The sequence below is a fragment of the Microbacterium sp. Y-01 genome, assembly GCF_003856715.1.
Lineage (GTDB): Bacteria > Actinomycetota > Actinomycetes > Actinomycetales > Microbacteriaceae > Microbacterium > Microbacterium algeriense.
In genome coordinates this window covers 1,265,202-1,291,407 of record NZ_CP024170.1, presented here as the reverse complement: position 1 = coordinate 1,291,407, position 26,206 = coordinate 1,265,202, and the positions used below count along the sequence as shown (strand labels likewise).

Below are 26,206 nucleotides of genomic sequence, written 5' to 3'. Positions count from 1 at the left end.
CTGGAGGTCACCGGACGACATTTGGATGAAGCATCGGCGTCAGGGCACCTGCCAGAACGTGCTGCCGAGCGCATACATGTGGTAGATCCAGACCCATTGGCCCAGCAGGCAGGCCACCAGGACACCGCAGCGCCAGAGGCGCGATCGAGGCACGGCGACCGCACCCCAGAGGGGGCTGAGGGGCAGCAGCAGGCGGAACGTGCTCGACTGCGGGAAGAAGACGGCGAGCAGATAGAGCAGATATCCGGCGCTCCACAGCCGGAGGTCGGCACCCAGCGCGCGCACCTGCGGCAGGAGCAGCAGGGCGGCGCCGGCCGCGACCACCAGCAGCACGAGGGCAACCGGCCCCCATGTCTGCGGCATCCCCCAGAAGCCGAACCAGAACTGCGATGCCTGGATCCATCCCTCGAACGGCACGAAGCCGCCGACCCCGCCGTCGATCCAGTGCCGTCGCCAGGCGAGCTCGGTGGCGAGATACGCTCCCGGGTCCCCCGTGACGATCCCGGCGATCACCTGCCAGGCGAAGCCGGTCGCCGTCGCCAGCACGCCGAGCAGGACGATGTGGACGATCTCCCTGACGACGAGCGGATCCTCGCGACGATGCACCCAGCGCACGACGCCGTGCAGCCCGAGATAGAGGGCGAAGGCGAGAATACCGGGGCGGGTGAACGCCATCACGGGGATGAGCAGATAGAGCCAGGCGTAGCGACGACGGATCGTCGCGTCCAACGCCAGGAACAGCAGCAGCAGGAACAGCGTCTCGGCGTAGCCCACCTGGAACATCGCGGCGAGCGGCCCCGAGGCGAAGAAGGCGACCGCCCACAGGGCGGCGGATCGGCCGATGCGGTCTCGAAGCAGGCGGTGCAGCGCGAGGCAGGCGAAGTATCCCGCCGTGAAGGACAGCAGGAACGCCCCGACGCCCCAGGAACCGAACACGAAGCCGACGATCTTGGCGGCGTATGCGAACACCGGCATGAAGGCCCAGGCGTTCTCGGCGACGTCCCCGCTCTCGGTGAGGGGCAGCGTGGACGGATAGCCGCTCTCGGCCACCAGCCAGTACCACTGGGCATCCCACCCCACCACGATGTCGCCGAGTCCGGCATCGGCGCCGAACCGCGACGTCGCCGTCGACAGGGCCGACGCGATCAGGAGGAACCCCGTCGTGATGATCCGCGCCGCGAGGTAGATGACGGCGATGCGTCCCGCGACGGGGAGCCGCGCCCAGCGCCGTGCCGTGCTCAGTGCGAGCCGAGCCATGCGCGCAGGCCCCGCTCGACGGCGTCGATCTGCGCGAGCGGTACTCGTTCTTCATCGTGGTGAGCGAGGTGCGGGTCGCCGGGGCCGTAGTTCACGGCGGGGATACCCAACGCGGAGAAGCGGGCGACGTCGGTCCAGCCGTACTTCGGACGCGGCTCCGCGCCCACGGCAGCCACGAACCGCTGTGCGATCTCCGCATCGAGACCCGGGCGCGCGCCCTCGGCCGCATCGGTGATCTCCACATCGAAGCCGGCGAGCACGGCCCGGATGTGGGCCTCGGCCTCGGCGGCCGTCTTGCTCGGAGCGAAGCGGTAGTTCACCTCGACCTCGCAGGCGTCCGGGATCACGTTGCCGGCGACGCCACCGGCGATGCGCACGGCGCTCAGGCTCTCGCGGTAGAGCAGTCCCTCGACCATGACCTCCCTGGCGCGGTACTCCGCGAGTCTGGTGAGGATCGGCGCCGCACGGTGGATCGCGTTCTCGCCGATCCAGGCGCGCGCACTGTGGGCGCGCACGCCGCTGGTGCGCACGATCGCCCGCAGCGTGCCGTTGCATCCGCCTTCGACCTCACCGTTGGACGGCTCGCCCAGGATCGCGAAGTCGGCGCGGAAGAGATCCGGTCGGTCGGCCGCGAGCAGGCCGAGGCCGTTCTTCGACGCCTCGATCTCCTCGTTGTCGTACCACATCCAGGTGATGTCGATCGCAGGTTCCGTGAGCTCGGCGGCGAGCTTCAGCTGCACCGCGGTGCCGGCCTTCATGTCCACGGTGCCGCGACCCCAAATGAAGGGCTCCCCGTCGACCTCGATGTCGCGGGTGGGCAGGTTGGCGTTGATGGGGACGGTGTCGATGTGCCCCGCGATCGCGACGCGCTGCGGTCGACCGAGGTCGGTGCGGGCGACGATCGTGTTCCCGTGGCGGAAGACCTCCAGATGCGCGAGGGGCGTGATCGCCTCCTCGATCGCATCGGCCAGCGTCTTCTCATCGCCCGAGACGCTCGGGATGTCGCAGATCGCACGGGTGAGGTCCGCGGATGACGCGGTCAGATCGAGCACCATGGGGTCCAGCCTACTTACCCCGTCACGCGGCACGTCCAGGGGTGCGCGGCGCGATAGCGTGGAGGCATGAGCGACGCACGCACGGTATGGGGTTTCGGTCTGACCACGATCGCCGGGGACGGCACCGTCCTCGATGCCTGGTACCCCGAAGTCCGCACCGGCGACGCGGCTGCCGGCGACGTCGACCGCGGTGCGTTCGAGTCCCTGGTCGGACCGGATGAGCGCCGCAACGTCACCGTCGAGACGGTGCAGCTGCAGGTCGATCTGGATCAGGCGCCGACGTCGACGGCAGACGCCTACCTCCGTCTGCATGCACTGTCGCACCTCGTGGTGCGCCCGAACGAGCTGAACCTCGACGGCATCTTCGCGCATCTTCCCACCGTGGCGTGGACGAACGCCGGCCCGATCCTCCCGGCCGACGCGGCTCGACTGCGCCCCGCGCTCCAGCGCGCCGGCATCCAGGTGCAGGGACTCGACAAGTTCCCGCGCCTGACCGACTACGTGCAGCCGAGCGGCGTGCGCATCGCCGACGCATCGCGAGTGCGCCTCGGCGCCCACCTCTCCCCCGGGACCACGGTGATGCACGAGGGCTTCGTCAACTTCAACGCCGGGACGCTGGGCGCCTCGATGGTCGAGGGCCGCATCTCCCAGGGAGTGGTCGTCGGCGACGGGAGCGACATCGGCGGCGGCTCGTCGATCATGGGCACGCTCTCGGGCGGAGGGACGCACCGCGTCTCGATCGGTGCGCGCACGCTGCTCGGCGCGAACGCCGGCATCGGCTTCTCGCTCGGAGACGACTGCATCGTCGAAGCAGGGCTCTACGTCACCGCCGGGACCAAGGTCGTGCTCGCCGACGGCCCGGCCACTCCCGACGGCGGACGCAAGACGGTCAAGGGCGCGGAGCTCTCCGGCCAGGACGGGCTGCTCTTCCGCCGCAACTCGCTGAGCGGCGCCGTCGAGGCCGTGCGGCGCGCGGGCGTGGGCGTGACGCTGAACGAGGCGCTGCACGCCTGATCGCGACCCACGGCGCGAGCCGCATGCGGCCTGTGGCATGCACGTCCTGATAGACTGATGTCGTTGTCCGCACCGCCGGTGCTGCAACATCGTCGTCGTCACGGGGTCTCCGAGGACCGAAGCGAGCGCAATCGCTCCCATCACCAGCATGTGCTGGCCTTTCGAACGGCGAACCGGTGCGCACTTCCTGCGCCGTCGCCCACCTCACCCCCTATCTCGCGCCGTTCACTCGTGCGCTGACGGAGTTCTGCATGTCTACTTTCCTCGAACTCGGCGTTCCCGCCGAGCTGGCCGCTGTTCTCGCCGATTCCGGCAAGACCGAAGCCTTCGCCATCCAGCGCGACACCCTTCCCGACTCTCTGGCCGGACGCGACCTCCTGGGTCGCGGTCGCACGGGCAGCGGCAAGACCATCGCCTTCGCCCTGCCGCTCGTCGCCCGGCTCGCCGCTTCCGGCGGACAGCGCCGCGCCGGTCTCCCCCGCGGACTCGTCCTCGCTCCCACCCGTGAGCTCGCGACGCAGATCGCCGCCACGATCGCTCCTCTCGCCGAGGCAGCGGGCCTGCGCGTGACCACCGTCTTCGGCGGCGTCAGCCAGCGTCCGCAGGAGCAGGCGCTGCGCGGCGGCGTCGACATCGTCGTGGCCTGCCCCGGCCGGCTCGAAGATCTCATGAAGCAGCAGGTCGTGCGCCTCAGCGCGATCGAGGTCACCGTGCTCGATGAGGCCGACCACATGGCCGACCTCGGCTTCCTGCCCGGCGTGACGCGCATCCTGTCGGCCACTCCGGCCGGCGGACAGCGCCTCCTGTTCAGCGCGACGCTGGACCGCGGCATCGACACCCTCGCCCGCCGCTTCCTCTCGAACGCGGTCAGCCACGAGGTCGACGAGGAGAGCGTGCCCGTCGGCGAGATGACGCACCGCGTGCTGGTCGTCGACTCCACCGACAACAAGACCGTCCTCGTCCGCGAGCTGGCCTCCGGCACCGGCCGGCGCATCCTCTTCACCCGCACCAAGCACCAGGCGAAGAAGCTCGCGAAGCAGCTCACCGCCGCCGGCATCCCCGCTGTGGACCTGCACGGCAACCTGTCCCAGAACGCCCGTGAGCGCAACCTCGGCGCCTTCTCCGCTGCCCCCGAGGACGGCGGAGTGCGGGTGCTGGTCGCGACCGACGTCGCCGCCCGTGGCGTGCACGTCGACAACGTCGACCTCGTCGTCCACGTCGACCCGCCCGTCGAGCACAAGGCGTACCTGCACCGTTCCGGACGTACTGCGCGTGCCGGTGCCGCAGGCACCGTCGTCACCGTCGTGCTTCCCGAGCAGCGCCGCGACGTCAAGGACCTGCTCCGCAAGGCCGCGATCTCCGCTCCTCTCGAGGACGTGACGGCGGCAGCCGTCACCGAGCTCGTTCCCGAGCGCGCCCCGCATGTCCGTCCCGCGCCCGTCCAGGCGCAGCAGCAGCAGCGCGCGTCCTCGAAGCAGCGCCCCGCAGGAGGCGAGCGGAACGGAGCGGCGAACCCGCCCTCTCGTCGTCGTCGCCGTCCGCGTTCCGGCGGCGCGGGCCAGGGTGGGGGCTACTCCACCCAGAGCGGCCAGTCGCGCCAGGGCGGACGCAGCTCTCAGGGTCGCTGACCCGCGCCCCCCGGACAGCAAAGCGCCCCCTCCGCTTCGGCGGAGGGGGCGCTTTCGTCGTACGCTCAGCGCGTGGGGAACGACCGCTCGGGCGATCCCGTGTACAGCTGCTGCGGGCGGCCGATCTTCGTCTGCGGGTCGAGCTGCAGCTCGCGCCACTGCGCCAGCCACCCCGGCAGTCGGCCGATGGCGAACAGCACGGTGAACATGCGCGTCGGGAAGCCCATCGCCTTGTAGATGACGCCGGTGTAGAAGTCGACGTTCGGGTACAGACGACGCTCGCGGAAGTAGTCGTCGGCCAGCGCGAGCTCTTCCAGCTCCTTGGCGAGGTCGAGGAGCGGATCCGTGACGCCCAGGGAGGAGAGCACCTCGTCCGCGGCGTCCTTGACGAGCTTGGCGCGCGGGTCGTAGTTCTTGTACACCCGGTGCCCGAAGCCCATCAGCTTCACGCCCTCTTCCTTGTTCTTCACCCGCTCGACGAAGCGGGAGACGCTCTGGCCGGAGTCGCGGATCTGACCGAGCATGGTCAGCACGGCCTCATTGGCGCCGCCGTGGAGGGGTCCGGACAGGGCCTGGATGCCGGCGGAGATGGACGCGAACTGGTTGGCACCGGTCGAGCCCACCAGGCGGACGGTCGAGGTGGAGGCGTTCTGCTCGTGGTCTTCGTGCAGGATGAGGAGCAGCTCGAGAGCCTTCGACATCACCGGGTTGACCTCGTACTCCTCGCTGTGCACGCCGAAGTTCAGCTTGAGGAAGTTGTCGACGAAGCTCAGCGAGTTGTCCGGGTAGAGGAAGGCCTGGCCGACGCTCTTCTTGTGCGCGTATGCCGCGATCACGGGCAGCTTGGCGAGCATGCGCACCATGTTGAGCTCGACGTGCTCGGGGTTGTGCGGGTCCGTCTGACCTTCGTAGTAGGTGGACAGCGCGGCGACGGCCGAGGAGAGCACCGACATGGGATGTGCGGTGTGCGGCAGCGCCGAGAAGAAGCGCTTGAGGTCTTCGTGCAGCAGGGTGTGGCGGCGGATCTTCTCGTCGAACTCCGCGAGTTCGGAGGCGGACGGGAGCTCACCGTAGATGAGCAGCCAGGCGACCTCGAGGTAGCTGGTGGAGCCGGCGAGCTGCTCGATCGGGTAGCCCCGGTAGCGCAGGATGCCCTTGTCGCCGTCGATGAACGTGATCTCGGACTTGGTCGAGGCGGTGTTCACGAAGCCGTAGTCGAGGCCGGTGTACCCGGTCTGCCGCGTCAGCGTCGAGAAATCGATGCTGTCGTGGCCTGCCGTACCGCGCAGGACCGGGAATTCGGCGCTCGTATCGCCGATCGTCAGCTTCGCCGTCTGGTCTGCCGCAGCGCTCACGCGGACCTCCTCCTGGTGTCCGCCCCGCTCGTCGCGGTGTTTCGGACAAGATCTTGATCAAGTCGGAACTGGCGATCTCTCGGCACTGAAGCACCAGGTCGGGTCACGACCGAATCGCCTTTACAGCCTAGTAGGCGCACAGGCCTACTGTGACATCCGCCAAACAGATGCCCCGTGCGAGGAGGGAACCTACAGCGGCCCGGCGGAGAGTCGGCGTGCGGCCTCCTGCACTCGTTCGGTCGGGGCCGTGAGCGCCAAGCGGACGTGCTGCGCGGAGTCCGCGCCGTAGAAGGGCCCTGGTCCCGCGAGGATGCCCCGTTCGGCGAGTCTCCCCATCGACTCCCAGGCGTCGCGTCCCTCGGTCGCCCACAGGTACAGTCCCGCCTCCGAGCCGTCGATGCGGAAGCCCGCGATCTCCAGAGCGGGACGCAGAGCGGTCCGCCGCGTCCGGTAGAGCTCCTTCTGCGCGGCGACGTGCTCGTCGTCTCCCAAGGCGACGGCCATGGCGTGCTGCACCGGAGCGGGCGGCATCAGCCCGAGATGCTTGCGGGCGGTGAGGAGCTCGGCGATGACGCGCGCGCATCCGGCCACGAAGGCCGCGCGGTAGCCGGCGAGGTTCGACTGCTTGCTCAGCGAATAGACGCTCAGCAGCCCTTCGCGGGTTCCCGCGGTGACGCGCGGGTCCAGGATCGAGGGAACCGGCTGCTCCGCCCAGGGTCCGTCCCAGCCGAGCTCGGCGTAGCACTCGTCGCTCGCGAGCACCGCTCCGAGCTCACGCGCACGACGGACGGCGGCGGCGAGCTCCTCGACCGTCCAGGTGCGGCCGTCGGGGTTGCCTGGGCTGTTGATCCAGATGAGCTTGGTGCCCTGCGGCCACTCGGCGGGGTCATCCGCGGGCACCGGGGTGGCGCCGACGACCCGAGCGCCGACCTCATATGTCGGGTACGCCACACGCGGATGCACGACGATGTCGTCGGGTCCGAGACCGAGCAGCGTCGGCAGCAGCGCGACGAGCTCCTTCGACCCGATCGTGGGGAGGACGTTGTCGACGCGGAGGTCGGTCACTCCCCGGCGCCGCGCGTACCACTCGACGATCGCCTCGCGAAGGCGAGGGGTGCCGAGCGTCTGCGGATAGGCATGCGCGTCCGTCGCATCCGCCAGAGCGCGGCGGATGATCTCGGGGGTCGGATCCACGGGTGAGCCGACGGACAGGTCGACGAGGCCTCCCGGGTGCTGTGCGGCGCGCTCCCGGAACGGCACGACGGCGTCCCAGGGGTAGTCGGCGAGGTCGCGGACGCTCACGGAGCGGGCCTACTCGCCCTGCGGCGGCAGCGCGGCGATGATCGGGTGGTCGAAGGGATACACGCCGACCTTGGCGGCACCGCCCGGAGAACCGATCTCATCGAAGAACTCGACGTTGGCCTTGTAGTAGTCCTGCCACTCGTCGGGCAGGTCGTCCTCGTAGTAGATCGCCTCGACCGGGCAGACCGGCTCGCAGGCGCCGCAGTCCACGCACTCGTCGGGGTGGATGTACAGCGACCGTTCACCCTCGTAGATGCAGTCAACGGGGCACTCGTCGATGCAGGCGCGATCCTTGACATCGACGCACGGGAGGGCGATCACATACGTCACCGCTCCAGTCTACGACTCGCGAGCCTCTGCTTCCTCCGAGCCCCGCCCGGTGGGGCGCGCCGGGAGCTTGGAGAACGAGGGCCAGGCGACGACCAGGAGCACGATACCCGCCACCAGGTAGGTCCAGATGCGGCCGGCGAACGAGTCCTGGACCACGACGGAGCCGCCCGGCCCGACACCGGAGATCAGCACGAGCATGCCGAGCATCCCCAGACCGGCGGCGACCGCTGCCCCGCGGTCATGTGTCAGGGCGCGCACGGCGACGAGGATCGCGGCACAGGCGATCGTCGCGACGATCAGTCCGACCGGAACCGGCCCCCACATGACGCTGTGGCCGATCGTGCCGGCGATGCCGTAGACGCCGCCCACCAGGGCGGCAGCGATCCACGACAGCACTCTCGACACCCAGCTCACCCGCACCCGTCGATCCTACCCGCGCCGTCGCGCCCCTCGAACGGGTATCAGGCCGCGAGACCGAACAGGCGCAGCAGGGCGGCGACCAGTGCGGCCGCGACCACGACGACGAGGAACGACTGCCGCAGCCACAGCAGCCCAGCGGCCACGAGCAGAGCAGGCACCCTGGCATCGACCGTGATCGCCTGCCCGGCGCCGAGGGTCTGCACGGCGACGAGGGCGGCGAGGAGGGCCACCGTCAGCAGATCGGAGATGCGTGCCGTGCGAGGTGCTTCCAGGGCTTTCGGCGGCACGAGGTACCCGGCCGCCTTCAGGGCGAGGCAGATCAACGCCGCGAGCAGGATCGCGCTCCATACGCTCATGCGGACTCCTCCGGGCGCGCGTGCGGCGCGGAGGGATCGCCCGCCCGCCCGAGCCAGTTGAACCAGCCGACCACGATCGCCACGACGGCGGCGACCAGCACGGGGAGCCCGGGAAGAAGGAACGGCGTCAACGCCGCGGCCACGACGGCAGCGGCCACACCGACGGCGATGGCCTGTCGTCGGCGGAGCCGCGGCCAGAGGAGAGCCAGGAATGCGGCGGCGGCCGCCGCGTCCAGACCCCAGGTCCGTGGGTCGCCGAGCACGTCGCCGACGAGCGCACCGATCAGCGTGGTGATGTTCCAGCCGACGAAGATGCCGACGCCGGTCACCCAGAAGCCGACCTGGCGCAGCCGCGGATCGTCCTGAGAGATCGCCACCGCGGTCGATTCGTCGATCGTGAAGTGCGCGGCCGCCGCCCGTCGCAGCGGCCTGCCGCCGACGATCGGCGACATGCGCATGCCGTAGGCGACGTTGCGCACGCCGAGGAGCGCCGCGGAGGCGATGGCGGACGGCAGCGCCGCGACGCCGCCGGCGGCGAACACCCCGACGAAGGCGAACTGGGAGCCGCCGGTGAACATCAGCAGGCTCAGCACACAGGCCTGCCAGACGTCGAGCCCTGAGGCCACGGCGAGAGCGCCGAACGAGACCCCGTAGGCGCTCGTCGCGAGCACGACGCCGAGGGCCTCCCGCCACACCTCGCGCTCGGCGGTCATCGCCGCCACTCCCCTGGTGTTCGATTCAATGAACGCACGCCCATCATTCTGAACATCGCCCAGTGAATAGTCAAGTGAACGAACGTTTGACATGATGAACGCATGGAGGATCTCCGCACCCGCATCGCCCGCACGCTGCGCAGAGAGCGCGAGGCGAGCGGCCTGTCCGTCTCGGAACTCGCACGACGAGCCGGCGTATCCAAGGCCACCGTGTCCCAACTCGAGGGCGGTTCCGGCAACCCCAGCGTCGAGACGCTCTGGGCGCTCGGTGTGGCCCTGGGCGTGCCCTTCGCCGTGCTGGTCGACCAGCAGGCGAACGCGCCGACGCTCATCCGCGCCGACGACCTCGCCGGCGTCCCCTCCTCCGCCGCGGCCTACAGCGCCACCCTGCTCTCGGCCAGTCCCCCCGGCGCCCGTCGGGACATCTACCTGATCCAGGCCGAGCCCGGCGACGCGCGCCGTTCCGACCCGCACCACCCCGGCACCATCGAGCACGTGATCCTGCTCGCGGGCGAGGCTCGCGTCGGACCCGTCGACGACCCCGTCGCGCTCTCCCCCGGTGACTACCTGACCTATCCCGGTGACGCTCCGCACATCTTCGAGGCCACGGCTGCCGGGACGAGCGCCGTGCTCATCTCCGAACTGCGCTGAGCCTCATTCCGAGCCGCCCGACGGCGAAGGATCGGGGATCTCGTGCGGCCGGTACTGCGGCAGTCGAGACGCAGGGAGGATCGCGAGCGCGCTGATGGCGGCGAGGATCAGCAGCCCGAGCTTGAGCGTGCTCAGGCGCGACTCCTCGTTGACGGTGACGGCCGCATCCACCTGCTCGGGCGTCGCGTCCGTCGAATCCTCCAGCACGGTGCGGAGGTCGTCGTTGCTGATGAAGTTGACGTCATCCATCGGCACCTGCGCGACCAGCGACGGCGGCAGCTCGGGATGCTCGACGACGGCGCGGCCCACGTTCAGGGCGAGCAGCGAGACCAGCAGAGCTCCCGCCAGCGCGGTGCCCACGGCCGAGGCGAGGTTCTGCGTCGTCCCGCGGAGGGAGCCGACGTCACCCGCGAGCTCGGCGGGGGCGGCGGTGACCAGGACGTTGAACACGAGGGTCACGAGGGCTCCCTGGCCGATGCCGAAGACGATGAGACCCGCGATCGTCGGAACGGTCTCCCAGTTGTTGGTCACGACCACGGACAGCCACACGAGCGCGGCCGTCGTGAGGATGAAGCCGAACACACCGATCGTGCGCGGCGGGTACCTCTTGTAGAAGCGCACCACCAGCGTGGCCGTGATGAACACCGTCAGGTTGAACGGCATCATCGCCAGTGAGGTGTCGAACGGCGTACGCCCCTGCACGATCTGGATGTACAGCGGGATCGTGAAGTTCACGCACGCCTCGAGGGCGACCACGATGAACATCGCGTACACCGCCGCGCGCTCGCGAGACGAGCCGAGCACGCTCAGATCGATCAGGGGCACCTTCCCGTCCGCCATGCGCTTGCGCGTCCAGAGGAAGAACGCCTGCCCCAGGATGATGCCCAGCACGATGAACACCGGCGCCGGGGACAGACCGAGGACGGTGAACGGGGCGGTCGGCGTGGGAGCCAGGGCGCCCCAGCTGTTGAGGTTGTTGAACCCGAGCGTGAGCAACACGATCGCCGCACCGATCAGCAGCGACGCCACGAGATCGATGCGGATCGACGCGTCGCCACGGTCGCCGCGCAGCGTGAAACTCAGCCCGAAGACGACCACCGCGATGCCCAGCACGATGAAGAACATCGGACGCCAGCCGACGAGCGTGCCGAGCGTGCCCCCGATCAGGAAGGCACTCACGCCCGAGATCGCCCTGGCGGACCCGATCGCGCCGATCGCGGTGGCCTGCTGCGGTCCGCGGTAGTTCTCCGCGATGAGCGCGACGATCGACGGCACGATGATCGCCGCCGCCGCACCGGCGACCGCTTGCCCCGCGATCGCCCACCACACGGTCGGCGCGAGCAGCATCATGACCGCCGAGCCGGCGAACAGGGCGATCACGATGCGGAAGATCAACACCCACCCCACACGCTGCCCGAGCTTCGCACCCGTCATCACCAGGGCGGCGACGGCCAGCCCGTACATGACGATCGTGGTGCTGGCGACGGTGGGCGGCACACCGAACTCGCTGACGATCCCGCCGAGGGAGATCGGCAGGGCAGCCACGTTGAAGGACATCAGCACCTGCGCGAGGAAGAGGCTGACCATCGGCAGCCAGGACGTCTTCGGCGGTGCCGGCGCGATCCGAGTCATCTCGTCTCCTGTTCCTGCGACCGGACCCCATGCCCGGAGACGTTGTCGCGTGCCGGGGCGGACGCGAAGAGGTTGAGTCCCAGCGAGCGGGAGAGGTGTCCGATCGCCATCTGGGAGCGCACGGAGTTCCCCGCATCGTCGAGTCGCGGCGAGAAGCCGGCAGCCGCGCCCTTGCCGGGGGCGACCGCGACGATGCCTCCGGCGACCCCGGATTTGGCGGGGAGACCGATCTCGAACAGCCAGTCGCCCGATCGCTCGTACAGTCCGCTCGATGCCACGACGGCGAGGGTGTCGCGGCAGACGTCCGCCGACACCACCCGCTCCCCCGTGACCGGGTTCACTCCCCCGTCGGCGAGGGTCGCTCCCATGACCGCGAGATCGTGAGCCGTGACGTTCAGCGCGCATTGCCGCGTGTACACGTCGACGATCTCATCCGGATCGCCGTCGAGACGCCCGTAGCTGCGCAGCAGACGCCCGAGAGCGCGGTTGCGGTCATTGGTCTCGGCCTCCGAAGCGTAGACGACGCCATCCAGGCTCAGAGGTCGGCCGGCGAAGGCGGAAAGCCCCTCCCTGACCCGCTCCCATTGCTCGACGGCCGTCGCTCCGGGCATCAGGGCGGTGGTCGCGATCGCCCCGGCGTTGACCATCGGATTCATCGGATGGCCGCCGTTGAGCTCCATCGCGATCACCGAGTTGAACGCGAGCCCGGTGTTGTTCACACCGACGATGTCCCTGACCTTCTCGTGTCCATGTTCCTGGATGGCCAGGGCGTAGACGAACATCTTCGAGATCGACTGGATGGAGAACGGATGCAGGGCATCGCCCGCGTCGTGCAAGCCGCCGCCGACCTCGATGACCGCGAGTCCGAACAGTTCGGGGTCGACCTCAGCCAGCACGGGGATGTAGTCGGCGACCCGGCCGCCTCGCTCTGAGACGTAGCGCGCGTGCGCCTCCTGCACGATCTCATCGACACGATCCCATCCGGGCAGCGTGCCGGTCGACACCTCCTGCGGGACATCGAGCCATGCGACGGGGTCGAGCACACGTCCTCCTCGGATTCGCGACGCCCCCAGCCGTCACAGTCACCGTAGTCCTCGACGCGCCTCCCCGGCTAGTGCGCGTCTCCGCGTGCTGACTGCGGCCCGACTCAGTACCAGTTCATGGCCTGCGAGTGCGACCACGCGCTGCACGGAGTGCCGTATGCGGAGGAGATGTAGCCGAGACCCCAGGCGATCTGCGTCGCGGCGTTGGACTGCCAGTCCGAGCCGGCTGCGGCCATCTTGCTCCCGGGAAGCGCCTGCGGGATGCCGGTGGCGCCGCCGTCGGCGTTGTAGGCCTGGTAGTTCCAGCCCGACTCCTTGGTCCACAGCGACTCCAGGCAGGAGAACTGATCTCCGCCCCAGCCGTAGGTGCTCGCCATCAGCTGCCGGGCCGTGGCCTTCGCGCCGTCCACGGTGTTCGCCGCCGCGAGCGCCGCGGCGGCCTCCTGCGCAGCGTGCTCCTCCGCCGCCTTCTGCTCCGCCGCGGCTCGCGCCGCATCCTCGGCGGCCTTCTTCTGCTGGGCCGCGGTGAACGCGTCTCGCAGGACGCCCGTCTCGGAGACGACTCGTCGCGTCTCCGCGGCGGCCTCCTCCATCCGGGTGTCCAGCAGCAGCAGCGGCATCACCTCGGCATCGTCGAGGGCATCGATCCTGTCCTCCAGGGTGGAGGTGTCGACCTTCACGGTCGTTCCGACATCGAGGCCGGACGCGGCGACCTCGTCGCTCAGGGCGTCGGCGACAGACGCCGCGGCCTCGGCAGTGCTCACCGCGGATCGGGTGTCGTCGGCGATGCTGCTGAACTGGTCGGCGCCCAGCACCGTCCGGGGGAACGCGGCCGCGACGTCGGGGGTCACGGCGCCGGCAGCAGGGGCGGAGGCGAGGCCGACGCTGAGCGTGACACCGAGGAGGGTCGCGCAGACGGTGCCGAAGATGGTCATCGGGCGTCGGGCGGTGACTGCGGCGCGAGCGGAGGCCGCCGCGGAGGCGCGCCGAAGCGCACGGGTGTTCTGAAGCATGGGTTCGACTTTCGGGTCGTCGTACGCCCTTGCAGGGGACTCATCGGGAGCTCGCCCCAGGCGCAAGTCAACGAGTCTGCGTCATCAACCTGAGCGAAAACTAGCCCTCACCTGGGATTTACATGAGAAGAGGGCCCTGCAGGCGCCTTTCGGCGCGGGCAGGGCCCTCTCGCGGAGCGTGCTCCGGGATGTCCTCAGGCGTTCGCGTCCTGACGCTTCAGGCGCGAGGCCTCGCGACCGCGGATGGTCTGGTCGAGGATCACCTTGCGGATGCGGACCACCTCGGGCGTGACCTCGACGCATTCGTCGTCACGGGCGAACTCGAGGCTCTCCTCGAGGGTCAGCACGCGCGGAGGCGTCATCGACTCGAACGTGTCGGAGCTGGCCGCACGCATGTTGGTGAGCTTCTTCTCCTTGGTGATGTTCACGTCCATGTCGTCGGCGCGCGAGTTCTCGCCGATGACCATGCCCTCGTAGACCTCCTGCGTGGGCTGCACGAAGAACGACATGCGCTCCTGCAGGGCGATCATGGCGAACGGGGTGACGACGCCCTGACGGTCGGCGACGATCGAGCCGTTCTGGCGCGTCGTGATGGAGCCGGCCCACGGCTCGTAGCCGTGCGAGATCGCGTTCGCGATACCGGTGCCACGGGTCGTGGTGAGGAACTCGCTGCGGAAGCCGATCAGGCCGCGCGACGGGACGATGAACTCCATGCGCACCCAGCCGGTGCCGTGGTTGGTCATGTTCTCCATGCGACCCTTGCGGTTCGCCAGCAGCTGCGTGATCGCGCCGAGGTGCTCCTCCGGCGTGTCGATCGTCAGGTGCTCGAACGGCTCGTAGGTCTTGCCGTCGATCTTCTTCGTGACCACCTGCGGCTTGCCGACGGTGAGCTCGAAGCCCTCACGCCGCATGTTCTCGACGAGGATGGCGAGGGCCAGCTCGCCGCGGCCCTGCACCTCCCACGCATCCGGGCGTCCGATGTCGACGACCTTGAGCGAGACGTTTCCGATGAGCTCCTTGTCGAGACGGTCCTTGACCATGCGCGCCGTGAGCTTGTGTCCCTTGACCTTGCCCATGAGGGGCGAGGTGTTGGTGCCGATCGTCATCGAGATGGCGGGGTCGTCGACCGTGATCGCGGGAAGCGGACGGACGTCCTCCGGGTCGGCGATGGTCTCGCCGATGGTGATGTTCTCGAAACCGGCGATCGCGACGATGTCACCGGGGCCGGCGGACTCCGCGGGGTAGCGCTCGAGAGCGCGGGTCTTGAGCAGCTCGGTGATGCGCGCGTTGCTCGTGGTGCCGTCGGCGCGCACCCAGGCCACCGTCTGGCCCTTCTTGAGCGTGCCGTTGAAGACGCGCAGCAGGGCGAGTCGACCGAGGAACGGGCTGGAGTCGAGGTTCGTGACCCAGGCCTGCAGCGGAGCCTCGTCGTCGTACGCCGGAGCGGGGACGTGCTCGAGGATCGCTTCGAACAGGGGCTCGAGGTCGTCGTTGTCGGGCAGCGCTCCGTCGGCAGGACGGTTCCGCGACGCGGCGCCGGCGCGGCCGGAGGCGTAGACCACCGGCACATCGAGCAGCGCGTCGACATCGAGGTCCGGCACGTCGTCGACCAGGTCGGAGGCGAGACCCAGCAGCAGGTCGTGCGCCTCCTCCTCGACCTCGGCGATGCGGGCATCGGGACGGTCGGTCTTGTTGACCAGGAGGATGACGGGGAGCTTGGCCTCGAGCGCCTTGCGCAGCACGAAGCGGGTCTGCGGCAGCGGACCCTCGCTCGCGTCGACGAGGAGCACGACGCCGTCGACCATCGACAGGCCGCGCTCGACCTCACCGCCGAAGTCGGCGTGGCCGGGGGTGTCGATCACGTTGATCGTGATCTCCTTGCCGTCGGCGTGCTTGCCCTTGTAGGTGATCGCCGTGTTCTTGGCGAGGATCGTGATGCCCTTCTCACGCTCGAGGTCGTTCGAGTCCATCGCGCGCTCTTCCACGTGCGAGTGTTCACCGAAGGAACCCGTCTGGCGAAGCATCGCGTCGACAAGAGTGGTCTTGCCGTGGTCGACGTGGGCGACGATTGCGACGTTGCGGAGGTCAGAGCGGAGGGCGTGCGCCATACAAGGGTCCTCAAAGAGTGTGGGGTTGCGCCGGGAAGCCGACGTTCCAGGATAACGCAAGCTCAGGGCATGTTCCTGAATACGGGTCGTAGCATCGAGATCGTGACCCCCACTCCCCCGGCTCCCGAGCGCTCCGCCCCGGTCCCCGAGCGGCCTTCCTCCCCTCGCACCACGTCGGAGTCCGACGCCGCGAGGGGACGCGAAGGGCGCAGCCGCCTGTGGTGGGAGATCGCCATCGTGCTCGCCCTCGGTCTCGGCCAGTCGGCCGTGTACGCGATCGTGCAGCTCGCGTACCGCCTGACCGATGAGACGCCGCTCGCGGATCAGACGGCGACGCTCAATCCCTCCCGCAGCGACCGCGAGCTCTTCGACCTGATCTATCAGGTGCTCTCCATCGGGTTCTCCCTCGTCCCGGTGCTGCTGGTGTGCTTCCTGCTCTGGCAGGCGCGGCGTCCGCACCTGGGCAGGCTCGGACTCGATGGAACGCGGGTCATCGGCGACGCGGGCCGTGGCATCCTCCTCGTGGTGGCGATCGGCGTTCCCGGTCTCGGACTGTACCTCGCGGGACGAGCGCTCGGACTGTTCGTGGCCGTCAACCCCGCCGGTCTCGACGCGCACTGGTGGACGGTGCCCATCCTGCTCCTCGCCGCGGCGCGGGCTGCCCTGCAGGAGGAGTTCGTGGTGCTCGGCTACCTCTTCGCGCGGCTGCGGCAGCTCGGCTGGTCACCGTGGGCGATCATCATCGCGACCTCGCTCCTGCGTGCCAGCTACCACCTGTATCAGGGGCCCGGCGCGTTCATCGGGAACCTCGCCATGGGGCTGCTGTTCGGCTGGCTCTACCAGCGGTCCGGCCGCCTGCTGCCTTTCCTCGTCGCGCATTTCCTCATCGACGCGACCGTGTTCGTCGGCTACCCGTGGGCAGCGGCGACGTGGCCGGATCTATTCGGACTCCCGAGCTGACGGCTCGGACGTCTGCCCTCCGTCCGCACCCGATGATGCCCTCGACGGACGTTGACACCCGTCAGGGGTCCCCTTAGGCTCGGGGCCACCCACGACGTCGTGGGTACGACAATCCGGGGGGGATTCGAATGAAGAAGAAACTGTCCGCAACAGCCGCAGGCATCGTCCTCGTCACGGGAATGGTGTTCGGCGGGGCCGCCGCAGCGCAGGCCGCGTCCTGGTTCGGCCCGTTCACCGACCTGGCCTACTGCCAGGCCGAACGACGGATCTTCATGCAGGAGGGTTACAGCGTCGGACCGTGCGTCTACCGCGCCAACCTGCCCGGCCACTGGTTCTCGTATTCCTGAACCAGGTCTCGGGCCCTGTGATCACGCGCCCCTGTTCTCGCCCGAGGACAGGGGCGCGTGACCGAGTGGCACATCCTGCTCAGCCAGCGGCGACGATCAGGACGGCGACGACCGCCCACGCCACGATCCCTGCGAGCGCCAGCAGCGCTTTCGTATCCCAGGAACGGCGGATCGGCGCACTCGCCGCGTGGCCCGCAGCCGCCTGCCAGCGGTCGCGGATGTCGGTGAGGCTCTGCAACGAAGCCGAGACCGTCACTTCCTCATCTCGCATCTTGCTGCGCCTCGGGCGGGCGTGGGCCGGCCCACCCCAACAGGTGAGCTCCGTGCCGTCGTCGAACGCGAAGCTGAGCTGCCACTGCAGATCGATGTCGCGGACCCGGTGCCAGCCGAACTCCGTCCGTCGCAGCATGTTCTGCACGAGCGCCCCGTCATCGCCGATGCGGACCATCGACACGTAGCTGATCTCGTAGATGATCCACAGCCCGAGCAGCACCCAGGGCGCCAGCAGCAGCGTCTGCCCCCAGCCTCCGCGCACGACGGCGTCGCCGAGCAGGAACACCGCTAGAGCGAGGCTCACGACCATGACAACCGTGCCCGAGGACGAGCGGAAGGTCCGCCCGTCCTCGGGAGAGTTCGGCATCGCCACGATCAGAGGCCACCCAGAGGGATGGACGCACCGGGGATCGCTTCGAGCAGACGGCTCGTGTACTCCTGCTTCGGGTTGGCGAAGGTCTCGTCGACCGTGCCCTGCTCGACGATCCTGCCGCGCTCCATGACGCAGACGAGGTCGCTCGAGACACGCACCACCGCGAGGTCGTGCGTGATGAACAGGTAGGTGAGCCCGAGCTCGGTCTGCAGGTCGGCCAGCAGCTTGAGGATCTGGGCCTGGACGAGCACGTCCAGCGCCGAGACCGCCTCGTCGAGCACGACGATGTCGGGCTTCAGCGCCAGAGCGCGCGCGATCGCGACACGCTGACGTTGTCCTCCGGACAGCTCGCTCGGATAGCGCGTGGCCAGGTCCTGCGGCAGTGACACCTGGTCGAGCAGCTCGCGCACGCGCTCACGACGCGACGCGCGGTCGCCCACGCCGTGGATCTCGAGCGGTTCCGCGATCGTGTTCTCGAGGTTGCGCAGCGGATCCAAGGATCCGTACGGGTCCTGGAAGACCGGCTGCATGCGACGCCGAAGACCGAAGGACTGGGCGCGGGAGAACCCGGACACGTCCATGCCGTCGATCTCGATCGTCCCCGACGTCGGGTCCTCGAGCTTCAGAACCATCTTCGCGACGGTCGACTTGCCGGAGCCGGACTCGCCGACCAGAGCCAGCGTCTTTCCTCGCGGGATCTCGAACGACACGTCGTCCACCGCACGGAACATCTCACTGCGGAACCCACCCTGACGGATGCGGTAGTCCTTGGTGAGGCCGGCCACCCGCACCGTCGGCGGGATGGCGGCGAGATCCTCGAGCGTCTCCACGCCGCGGTCCTCGACCACGGCCTGGATGCGCTGCGAAGCCACACTGGGTGCCGCCGCGACGAGGCGCTTGGTGTACGGGTGCTGCGGGTTCTGCAGGATCTCCTTACTCGGCCCCGATTCCACGATCGACCCGTTCTGCATCACGATCAGGCGCTCTGCGCGCTCGGCCGCAAGACCGAGGTCGTGCGTGATCAGCAGCATCGAGGTTCCGCGGTCGCGGGTGAGGCTCGCCATGTGGTCGAGGATCACACGCTGCACGGTGACATCGAGCGCCGAGGTCGGCTCGTCCGCGATCAGCAGCCGCGGGTCAGCAGCCAATCCGATGCCGATGAGCGCACGCTGGCGCATACCGCCGGAGAACTGGTGCGGGAACTGACGCAGCCGCTTGGCCGCGTCGGCGAGCCCCGCCTGCTGGAGCACCTCGATCGCACGAGCGCGCACCGCAGCGCGGCCCTGCGCGAGACCGTTGGCACGAACCGCCTCCTCGACCTGGAAGCCGATGCTCCAGACGGGATTGAGATTCGACATCGGGTCCTGCGGCACGTAGCCGATCGCTCTGCCGCGCACCCTCTCCATCTCCCGTTCGGAGAGATGCGTGAGCTCTTCCCCGTCCAGAGTGATGCTGCCACCGGTGATCCGACCCGTGCCCGCGAGGAGCTTGATGATCGAGGTCGCCGCCGTCGACTTGCCCGAACCGGACTCGCCGACGATCGCGACCGTCTCCCCTGCCATGACATCGAAACTGATGCCGTGCAGGACCTGTCGTGTGCCGTTCTGCGTGTCGAACGCGACGGTGAGGTCGCGAACGCTCAGCAGCGGAGCTGTCGATTCGATCATCGGCGTGCCCTCGCCCTCGGGTCGAGGGCGTCTCGGATGAGTTCGCCCAGGAGGATGAACGCGAGCACCGTGATGGTGAGCGCGATCGACGGATAGATCAGCGCCATCGGCGCGACACGCAGAGAGCGCTGCGCCTGGCTGATGTCGTTGCCCCAGGACATGACATCGCTTCCGAGCCCGACACCGAGGAAGCTCAGGGTCGCCTCGGCGACGATACCGCCGGCGAGAGCCAGCGTCGCCAGGACGAGCAACGGAGCGAAGGCGTTCGGGATCACGTGCGACAGGAGGGTGCCGAAGCGGCCTTTGCCGAGCGCGGCCGAGGCCATCACGAAATCAGCCTGTTTGACTCTGAGCACTTCCGCCCTGACGACACGCGCCGTCGCAGCCCAGGCGAATCCACCGATCGCGAGAGCGAGGGTGAAGACGTTGCGGTACTGGGAGAACACCGTCATCACGACGACCGCCGCGAGGATGTAGGGGATCGAGAAGAAGATGTCGCCGACGCGGGAGAGCACCGCGTCGAGCCATCCGCCGTAGTAGCCGGCGAAGGCGCCCATGATCAGTCCGAGCGTCGAGCTGATGATGGTCGCGAGAAGGCCGACGCTGAGGGACGTGCGCGAACCCCAGACGATGCGGGACCAGATGTCGCACCCCTGGAAGGTGTATCCGAGCGGGTGGCCTGCGGCCGGTCCCGCGTTGGAGTTCGCGAGCTCGCACTGGTTGTTCGGCGGCGTCTGCGTGAAGAGCGTCGGCCACAGGGCCATCAGCAGGATGAGCGCGACGATTCCGAGCGAGATCCAGAACGAAGGACGGCGGCGCAGGTCTGTCCACGCGTCCCGCCAGAGACTCGCGGGCTTGCCTTTGACGCTGATGGCATCCGTCGGCGGCTGTTCGGCCACCACCGGTGCGACGTAGTGGGTGGGACGGTCACTTGACATAGCGGATCCTCGGGTCGAGCAGCCCGTAGAGCAGGTCCACGAGCAGGTTGACGAGAACGTAGATGATGACGAACACCGTCACGAACGACACGATCGTCGGTCCTTCGTGCCGCAACGTCGCCTGGAAGAGGGTCTGGCCCACGCCCGGGATGTTGAAGATGTACTCCGTCACGGTCGCTCCGACGAGGAGGACACCGAAGTTCGTCGCCGAGTTGGTGATCACCGGGATCAGGGAGTTGCGCAGCACGTGCACGGGGATCACGCGGTTGCGCGACAGTCCCTTGCCGTACGCCGTGCGCACCCAGTCCTGGTTGAGGGTGTCGAGCACAGAGCCGCGCATCAGGCGCATGCTCGTCGCATACAGGCTCAGCCCGAGCACGATCGCCGGGAGCCACAGGTCGCCCCAGTCGTTCTGACCGCCGACCGTCGGACGGAACCAGCCCAGCTTGATGGCCAGGAAGTACTGCGCGAGGAAGGCGACGACGAAGATCGGCATCGACAGGAACACGAGCGAGACGATCAGCGAGGCGTGATCGAAGAACTTGCCCTTGCGGAGCGCGGAGAGCGTTCCGATGATGATCGCGAGCGTGAACTCGATCGCGATCGCCATGATGGCCAGACGACCGGTGATCGGAAGCGTCCGGGCGAGCACGGTGCTCACCGACTCACCGGAGAACGTCGTTCCCATGTCGCCCTTGAAGACGCCGGTGATGTAGTAGAAGTACTGGACGAGGAACGGGTCGTCCAGGTGATACTGCGCTCGGATCGTGGCGAGCAGCTGCGGGCTCGGCGGTTTGTCACCGAAGAGCGCCGCGATCGGGTCACCCGGCATCAGGAAGACGAGCGCGTAGATGAGAAGCGTCGCACCGAAGAAGACCGGGATCAGCTGGAGAAGTCGCCGCAGGGTATAGGCGAGCATCCTTGCTCCTTTCGTGGAGTCGGAGTCAGCCGGAGTGCACGACGCGAGGCGGTGACGTCGCCGCCACCGCCTCGCTGCCGTTCACCCCGAGGACCTACTCGGCCTTGGTGATCTCGTAGTAGAGCGGAACCGAGTTCCATCCGACGGTCACGTTGTCGACGTTCTCGCCGAAGCCACCGATGGAGTTCTGGTACCAGAGGGGGATGACGGGAAGATCCTTGAACAGGATCTCCTGCGCCTTCTCGTACGCGGCGTTGGCATCATCCGCGCTGGTGGCTGCTGCGCCCTCGGCGAGCAGAGCGTCGACCTCGGGGTTCGAGTAGTCGCCGTCGTTCGACGATGCTCCCGTGCCGTACAGCGGCTGCAGGAAGTTGTACACCGCCGGGTAGTCGCCCTGCCATCCGGAGCGGTTCGCCGTCTGGATGGTGCGCTTGCCCGCGTCGTCGCGCGCGTTGACCGCAGCGCGGAGCGTCGCGAGGTCGACGTACGGTGCGCCCGACGCCTCGATCCCGAGCGTGTTCTTCAGCGAGTTCGACACGGCGTCGACCCACACCTGGTGTCCACCGTCGGAGTTGTACGCGATCTGGAAGGTGCCGGACCACGGGGAGATGGCGTCGGCCTGGGTCCACAGCTCCTTCGCCTTCTCGGGGTCGTATGCGAGCACCTCGGCGCCGGGGATGCTGTCGCTCCAGCCGTCGATGACCGGAGTCGTGAAGTCGCTCGCCGGAGTACGCGTGCCGGCGAAGATCTTGTCGGTGATCTCGTCGCGGTTGATCGCCATCGAGATGGCCGCACGACGCAGCGCGCCCTCTTCACCCGAGAAGTGCGGGAGCTGGCCGCCGATGGTGAACGACTGGAAGATCGCGGCAGGCTGGTTCGTCGCCCGCTCGCCGAGCTCGTCCTCGAACACCTCGAGCGAAGCCTCGGGGATCTGGTCGATGACGTCGATGTTGCCACCGAGGAGGTCTGCGTACGCACCCTCCGGAGCGGTGTAGAACTTCAGCGTGAGGCCGCCGTTCTGTGCGACGCGCTCGCCCTTGTAGTCATCGTTCTTGACCATGTCGATCTGGACGTCGTGCTGCCAGGCGCCGTCTTCGGCGAGCTTGTACGGGCCGTTGCCGATCGGGTTCTCGCCGAAGGCATCCATGTCCTCGAATGCCACATCGGGCAGCGGGTAGAACGCCGAGTAGCCAAGGCGGGTCACGAAGTCGGAGGCCACGTCGCTGCTCAGGTCGATCGTGAAGGTCTGGTCGTCGACCTCGGTGAGACCGGTGAGCTCGGAGTCCGCATCCGGGTTGAAGCCGACGATGTCGGCGAACCAGGACTGGTTGAGCTGCGCGTTGGAGAGCTGCGCGCCGTAGTTCCATGCGTCGATGAAGTTGTGGGCGACGACGTCTTCACCGTTGGTGAACTTGTTGCCCTCCTTCAGCTTCACGGTGACCTTGTTCGGAGCGTCGACCGTGATCGACTCGGCCATGTCGTTGACGAGGGCGCCGTCGCCGTCGTAGAAGGCAAGACCTGCGAAGATCGAGTCGAGGATCTTGCCGCCATTGACCTCGTTCGTGTTGGTCGGGATCAGCGCGTTCTCCGGCTCGCCTCCGTTCGCCGAGATGATCGCGGTCGTCGACGCCGTGGAGTCGTCGTTGCCTGCGTCGTTCCCGCCTGCGCAACCGGCCAACGCCAGGGCGCCGACCACGAGCAGAGCGCTGCCCGCGAGGGCAATCCTGTTTCTTTTCACTTTTCGTCCTCCTGTGGACAGTGCTGAGTCTGCGCGCTCACCATCGAACACGCAGGGATACCTGAGCGTAACCCGCGGTTTCGTCGGCACTTCACTCAGCTAACGAACTGTTACTGAGTGGTGACCATCTGTAACACGGGCGAAACACCCGGAAACGCGGCGACGCCGTACCCCTCTGCCGGGGCACGGCGTCGCCGTCGTGGGGTGTCGATGTCAGGCGAAGGCCTCCACCGGCGGGCAGGCGCACACGAGGTTGCGGTCGCCGTAGGCCTGATCGATCCGACGCACCGGCGGCCAGTACTTGCCGGCGATGAGGGAGCGCACCGGGTATGCGGCCTCTTCCCGCGTGTATGCGTGAGACCACTCCCCCGCGATGAGCGAGACGGCGGTGTGCGGGGCACGCACGAGCGGGTTGTCGTCAGCCGGCCAGCGTCCGGCGGCGACGGCATCCGCCTCGGCCTTGATCATGATCATCGCCTCGATGAACCGCTCGATCTCGTCGAGGTCCTCCGACTCGGTCGGCTCCACCATGAGGGTGCCGGCGACCGGGAACGACATGGTCGGGGCGTGGAAGCCGTAGTCGATCAGACGCTTCGCGACGTCGTCGACCGTGATGCCGGTCGCCTCCTTGAGCGGGCGCAGGTCGAGGATGCACTCGTGCGCGACACGGCCGTTCTCCCCGGTGTAGAGCACCGGGAAGTGCTCGCCGAGACGGGCGGCGATGTAGTTCGCGGAGAGCACGGCGGCCGCCGTCGCGCGACGCAGTCCGTCGGCGCCCATCATCCGCACGTAGGACCACGAGATCGGGAGGATGCCCGCGGATCCGTACGGTGCGGCCGAGATGACGCCGCCCTCGAACGTGTAGCCGCCGAAGTGCTCGGCGCGCTGCGCGAGGGGGTGCGAGGGCAGGAACGGCGCGAGGTGCGCCTTCGCTGCGACCGGACCGATGCCGGGACCGCCGCCCCCGTGCGGGATGGCGAACGTCTTGTGCAGGTTCAGGTGCGAGACGTCCCCGCCGAGGTCACCGAACCGCGCGTACCCGAGCAGCGCGTTCAGGTTGGCGCCGTCGACGTAGACCTGGCCGCCCGCGTCGTGCACCGCGCTCGTGATCTCGACGACCTGCTCCTCGTAGACGCCGTGCGTCGAGGGGTAGGTGATCATCAGGGCGGACAGGTCGTCCGCGTGCTGGGCGATCTTCGCGCGCAGATCGTCGAGGTCGACGTTGCCGAGCTCGTCCGTCGCGACGACGACGACCTTCATGCCGGCGAGCACGGCCGAGGCCGCGTTCGTGCCGTGCGCCGACGACGGGATGAGACAGACCGTGCGGTGCTGGTCGCCGTTCGCGTGGTGGTAGCCGCGGATCGCGAGAAGGCCCGCCAGCTCACCCTGCGAACCGGCGTTGGGCTGCAGCGAGACGGCATCGTATCCGGTGACCTCCGCGAGCCAGCCCTCGAGCTGATCGATGAGCTGGAGGTAGCCCTGCACATCGGCCGCCGGAGCGAACGGGTGGATGCCGGCGAACTCCGGCCACGTGATGGCGGCCATCTCCGTCGCGGCGTTGAGCTTCATGGTGCACGAGCCCAGCGGGATCATCCCGCGATCGAGCGCGTAATCCCGGTCGGAGAGGCTCTTGAGGTAGCGCATCATGGCCGTCTCGCTGCGGTGCGCGTGGAAAACGGGGTGCGTGAGGTACTCGTCCTGTCGGCGAAGCTCCGACGGCAGGGCGTTCTCCCCGCCGACGAACCCGAAGGCGCGCTCCTGCGCTCCGCCGAACACCATCGCGACCTGGTGGAGCTCGGTCACCGTGGTGGTCTCGTCGACCGAGATGCCGATCGTGTCGGCGTCCGTCACCCGGAGCAGGATCCCGTAGCCGTCGCGTGCCTGCGCGGCATGCTCCGCCGCCCGGCCCGGCACGCGCACCGACAGCGTGTCGAAGAAGGACTCGTGCACGACCTCGGCGCCGGCCTCGGTCAGCCAGTCGCGCAGCAGCGCGGCCTTCGTCGCCGCCCCCGAGGCGATCTGGCGCAGTCCGTCGGGACCGTGATAGACCGCGTACATCGACGCCATGACGGCCAGGAGCACCTGCGCGGTGCAGATGTTCGATGTGGCCTTCTCGCGGCGGATGTGCTGCTCGCGGGTCTGCAGCGAGAGCCGGTAGGCGGGCTTGCCGTCGGCGTCGACCGACACTCCGACCAGGCGACCGGGGAGCTGGCGCTCGAGCCCGGAGCGCACGGCCATGTAGCCCGCGTGCGGTCCGCCGAAGCCCATGGGCACGCCGAAGCGCTGGGTCGTCCCCACCGCGACGTCGGCGCCGAGCGAGCCCGGCGAGGCGATCAGCGTGAGGGCGAGGAGGTCGGCGGCGGCGACCGCGAGACCGCCGGCGAGGTGCACGGCATCGAACACCGCCGAGGGGTCCCACACCCGACCGGAAGCCCCCGGGTACTGCACGAAGACGCCGAACAGGCTCTCGGGCAGCTCCTCCCCCGCGGCGAAGTCGACCGAGACGATCTCGATCCCGAGCGCCTGCGCGCGCGTGGCGAGCATGGCCACGGTCTGCGGGAGGGCATCGGCATCGACCGCGAACACGTTCGAGGAGGACTTCGACGCGCGCCTGGCCAGCAGCATGCCCTCGACCACCGCGGTCGACTCGTCGAGCATGGACGCGTTGGCCGTGGTGAGCCCGGTGAGGTCGGCGACCATGGTCTGGAAGTTGATGAGCGCCTCCAGGCGCCCCTGCGAGATCTCCGGCTGGTACGGCGTGTACGCCGTGTACCAGGACGGGTTCTCCAGCACGTTCCGCTGGATCACCTGCGGAGTGATGGTGCCGTAGTAGCCGATGCCGATCATCGGGCGGTTCACGGTGTTGCGCGACGCGAGGCCGCGCAGTTCGGCCAGGGCCTCGGTCTCGCTCGCGGCGCCGGGGATCCGGGACGCGGAGTCGTCCGACGAGGGGCCGGTGTAGATCGATGCGGGAACGGCCTGGCGCATCAGCGCCTCTACGGCGGTCAGCGCGTCGTCGGCTCCCGCGGCGTCGATCCCGAGCGCATCGAGCATCGTGCGCTGCGCGGCATCCGTGGGTCCGATGTGACGATCGGCGAAAGCAACCACTTCTGG

General features: G+C 68.7%; 23 protein-coding genes. 5 read left to right on the top strand and 18 right to left on the bottom strand.

Going from position 1 to position 26,206, the window contains the following annotated elements:
• Positions 1 to 39: 39 nt before the first annotated feature.
• The gene (locus tag CSX12_RS06020; RefSeq protein WP_124895190.1) at positions 40 to 1,257 is read right to left on the bottom strand and encodes a hypothetical protein; all 1,218 of its coding nucleotides are present in this window, start codon (positions 1,255 to 1,257) and stop codon (positions 40 to 42) included.
• Positions 1,239 to 2,312 (bottom strand): succinyl-diaminopimelate desuccinylase, encoded by a 1,074-nt coding sequence (gene dapE / locus CSX12_RS06015; RefSeq protein WP_124895189.1) that lies wholly within the window; start codon positions 2,310 to 2,312, stop codon positions 1,239 to 1,241. The genes CSX12_RS06020 and dapE overlap by 19 nt, the downstream gene beginning before the upstream one ends.
• 66 nt (positions 2,313 to 2,378) lie before the next feature.
• Between dapE and dapD the strand changes: the two genes are divergently transcribed.
• Positions 2,379 to 3,326, top strand: a complete 948-nt coding sequence (dapD, locus tag CSX12_RS06010; protein WP_124895188.1) for a 2,3,4,5-tetrahydropyridine-2,6-dicarboxylate N-succinyltransferase — start codon at positions 2,379 to 2,381, stop codon at positions 3,324 to 3,326.
• 251 nt (positions 3,327 to 3,577) lie between these two features.
• Positions 3,578 to 4,954 carry a DEAD/DEAH box helicase gene (locus CSX12_RS06005; protein ID WP_040568670.1) on the top strand — a complete coding sequence of 459 codons (1,377 nt, stop codon included), beginning with the start codon at positions 3,578 to 3,580 and terminating at the stop codon, positions 4,952 to 4,954.
• Between the two features lie 65 nt (positions 4,955 to 5,019).
• On the opposite strand, the gene CSX12_RS06000 is transcribed toward CSX12_RS06005, so the two are convergent.
• The 6 genes from CSX12_RS06000 to CSX12_RS05975 all read right to left on the bottom strand — a co-directional run bounded on the left by CSX12_RS06000 (position 5,020) and on the right by CSX12_RS05975 (position 9,430).
• Positions 5,020 to 6,309 carry a citrate synthase gene (locus tag CSX12_RS06000; RefSeq protein ID WP_017203328.1) on the bottom strand — a complete coding sequence of 430 codons (1,290 nt, stop codon included), beginning with the start codon at positions 6,307 to 6,309 and terminating at the stop codon, positions 5,020 to 5,022.
• A gap of 189 nt (positions 6,310 to 6,498) precedes the next feature.
• On the bottom strand, positions 6,499 to 7,611 hold the full coding sequence (dapC, locus tag CSX12_RS05995) for a succinyldiaminopimelate transaminase (RefSeq protein WP_124895187.1): 1,113 nt from the start codon (positions 7,609 to 7,611) through the stop codon (positions 6,499 to 6,501).
• A 9-nt stretch (positions 7,612 to 7,620) separates the two neighbouring features.
• Complete coding sequence (fdxA, locus tag CSX12_RS05990) at positions 7,621 to 7,941, bottom strand: ferredoxin (protein WP_017203330.1); 321 nt, start codon at positions 7,939 to 7,941, stop codon at positions 7,621 to 7,623.
• Between the two features lie 9 nt (positions 7,942 to 7,950).
• Positions 7,951 to 8,361: a histidinol dehydrogenase gene (locus CSX12_RS05985; RefSeq protein ID WP_124895186.1), complete on the bottom strand. Its 411-nt coding sequence runs from the start codon at positions 8,359 to 8,361 to the stop codon at positions 7,951 to 7,953.
• A gap of 41 nt (positions 8,362 to 8,402) precedes the next feature.
• A complete protein-coding gene (locus CSX12_RS05980) occupies positions 8,403 to 8,717 on the bottom strand; it encodes an AzlD domain-containing protein (protein WP_124895185.1) in 315 nt (104 codons plus the stop codon).
• Positions 8,714 to 9,430, bottom strand: coding sequence for an AzlC family ABC transporter permease (locus tag CSX12_RS05975; protein ID WP_124895184.1), 717 nt, complete (start codon positions 9,428 to 9,430; stop codon positions 8,714 to 8,716). The genes CSX12_RS05980 and CSX12_RS05975 overlap by 4 nt, the downstream gene beginning before the upstream one ends.
• A gap of 102 nt (positions 9,431 to 9,532) precedes the next feature.
• On the opposite strand from CSX12_RS05975, the gene CSX12_RS05970 reads away from it, so the two are divergent.
• On the top strand, positions 9,533 to 10,081 hold the full coding sequence (locus CSX12_RS05970) for an XRE family transcriptional regulator (RefSeq protein ID WP_124895183.1): 549 nt from the start codon (positions 9,533 to 9,535) through the stop codon (positions 10,079 to 10,081).
• A gap of 3 nt (positions 10,082 to 10,084) precedes the next feature.
• Here CSX12_RS05970 and CSX12_RS05965 read toward each other — a convergent pair whose 3' ends face one another.
• The 4 genes from CSX12_RS05965 to typA all read right to left on the bottom strand — a co-directional run bounded on the left by CSX12_RS05965 (position 10,085) and on the right by typA (position 15,877).
• On the bottom strand, positions 10,085 to 11,713 hold the full coding sequence (locus CSX12_RS05965; protein WP_124895182.1) for an MFS transporter: 1,629 nt from the start codon (positions 11,711 to 11,713) through the stop codon (positions 10,085 to 10,087).
• Complete coding sequence (gene glsA / locus CSX12_RS05960; protein WP_124895181.1) at positions 11,710 to 12,756, bottom strand: glutaminase A; 1,047 nt, start codon at positions 12,754 to 12,756, stop codon at positions 11,710 to 11,712. The genes CSX12_RS05965 and glsA overlap by 4 nt, the downstream gene beginning before the upstream one ends.
• Before the next feature lie 104 nt (positions 12,757 to 12,860).
• Complete coding sequence (locus tag CSX12_RS05955; protein ID WP_124895180.1) at positions 12,861 to 13,769, bottom strand: phospholipase; 909 nt, start codon at positions 13,767 to 13,769, stop codon at positions 12,861 to 12,863.
• Positions 13,770 to 13,963: 194 nt separating this feature from the next.
• Complete coding sequence (gene typA, locus CSX12_RS05950; protein WP_017203338.1) at positions 13,964 to 15,877, bottom strand: translational GTPase TypA; 1,914 nt, start codon at positions 15,875 to 15,877, stop codon at positions 13,964 to 13,966.
• Positions 15,878 to 16,093: 216 nt separating this feature from the next.
• Between typA and CSX12_RS05945 the strand changes: the two genes are divergently transcribed.
• Positions 16,094 to 16,837, top strand: a complete 744-nt coding sequence (locus tag CSX12_RS05945) for a type II CAAX endopeptidase family protein (RefSeq protein WP_040568674.1) — start codon at positions 16,094 to 16,096, stop codon at positions 16,835 to 16,837.
• 128 nt (positions 16,838 to 16,965) lie between these two features.
• Positions 16,966 to 17,184, top strand: a complete 219-nt coding sequence (locus CSX12_RS05940; RefSeq protein WP_124895179.1) for a hypothetical protein — start codon at positions 16,966 to 16,968, stop codon at positions 17,182 to 17,184.
• Positions 17,185 to 17,263: 79 nt separating this feature from the next.
• Here CSX12_RS05940 and CSX12_RS05935 read toward each other — a convergent pair whose 3' ends face one another.
• The 6 genes from CSX12_RS05935 to gcvP all read right to left on the bottom strand — a co-directional run bounded on the left by CSX12_RS05935 (position 17,264) and on the right by gcvP (position 26,200).
• Positions 17,264 to 17,824 carry a PH domain-containing protein gene (locus CSX12_RS05935; RefSeq protein ID WP_124895178.1) on the bottom strand — a complete coding sequence of 187 codons (561 nt, stop codon included), beginning with the start codon at positions 17,822 to 17,824 and terminating at the stop codon, positions 17,264 to 17,266.
• Positions 17,825 to 17,832: 8 nt separating this feature from the next.
• Positions 17,833 to 19,497, bottom strand: coding sequence for an ABC transporter ATP-binding protein (locus CSX12_RS05930; RefSeq protein WP_124895177.1), 1,665 nt, complete (start codon positions 19,495 to 19,497; stop codon positions 17,833 to 17,835).
• Entirely contained in the window at positions 19,494 to 20,435 is a 942-nt protein-coding gene (locus CSX12_RS05925; RefSeq protein WP_124895176.1) for an ABC transporter permease, read from the bottom strand. The genes CSX12_RS05930 and CSX12_RS05925 overlap by 4 nt, the downstream gene beginning before the upstream one ends.
• The gene (locus tag CSX12_RS05920) at positions 20,425 to 21,354 is read right to left on the bottom strand and encodes an ABC transporter permease (RefSeq protein WP_124895175.1); all 930 of its coding nucleotides are present in this window, start codon (positions 21,352 to 21,354) and stop codon (positions 20,425 to 20,427) included. The genes CSX12_RS05925 and CSX12_RS05920 overlap by 11 nt, the downstream gene beginning before the upstream one ends.
• 94 nt (positions 21,355 to 21,448) lie before the next feature.
• On the bottom strand, positions 21,449 to 23,092 hold the full coding sequence (locus CSX12_RS05915) for an ABC transporter substrate-binding protein (RefSeq protein ID WP_124895174.1): 1,644 nt from the start codon (positions 23,090 to 23,092) through the stop codon (positions 21,449 to 21,451).
• Between the two features lie 213 nt (positions 23,093 to 23,305).
• Positions 23,306 to 26,200 (bottom strand): aminomethyl-transferring glycine dehydrogenase, encoded by a 2,895-nt coding sequence (gcvP, locus tag CSX12_RS05910; RefSeq protein WP_124895173.1) that lies wholly within the window; start codon positions 26,198 to 26,200, stop codon positions 23,306 to 23,308.
• Positions 26,201 to 26,206 lie beyond the last annotated feature (6 nt).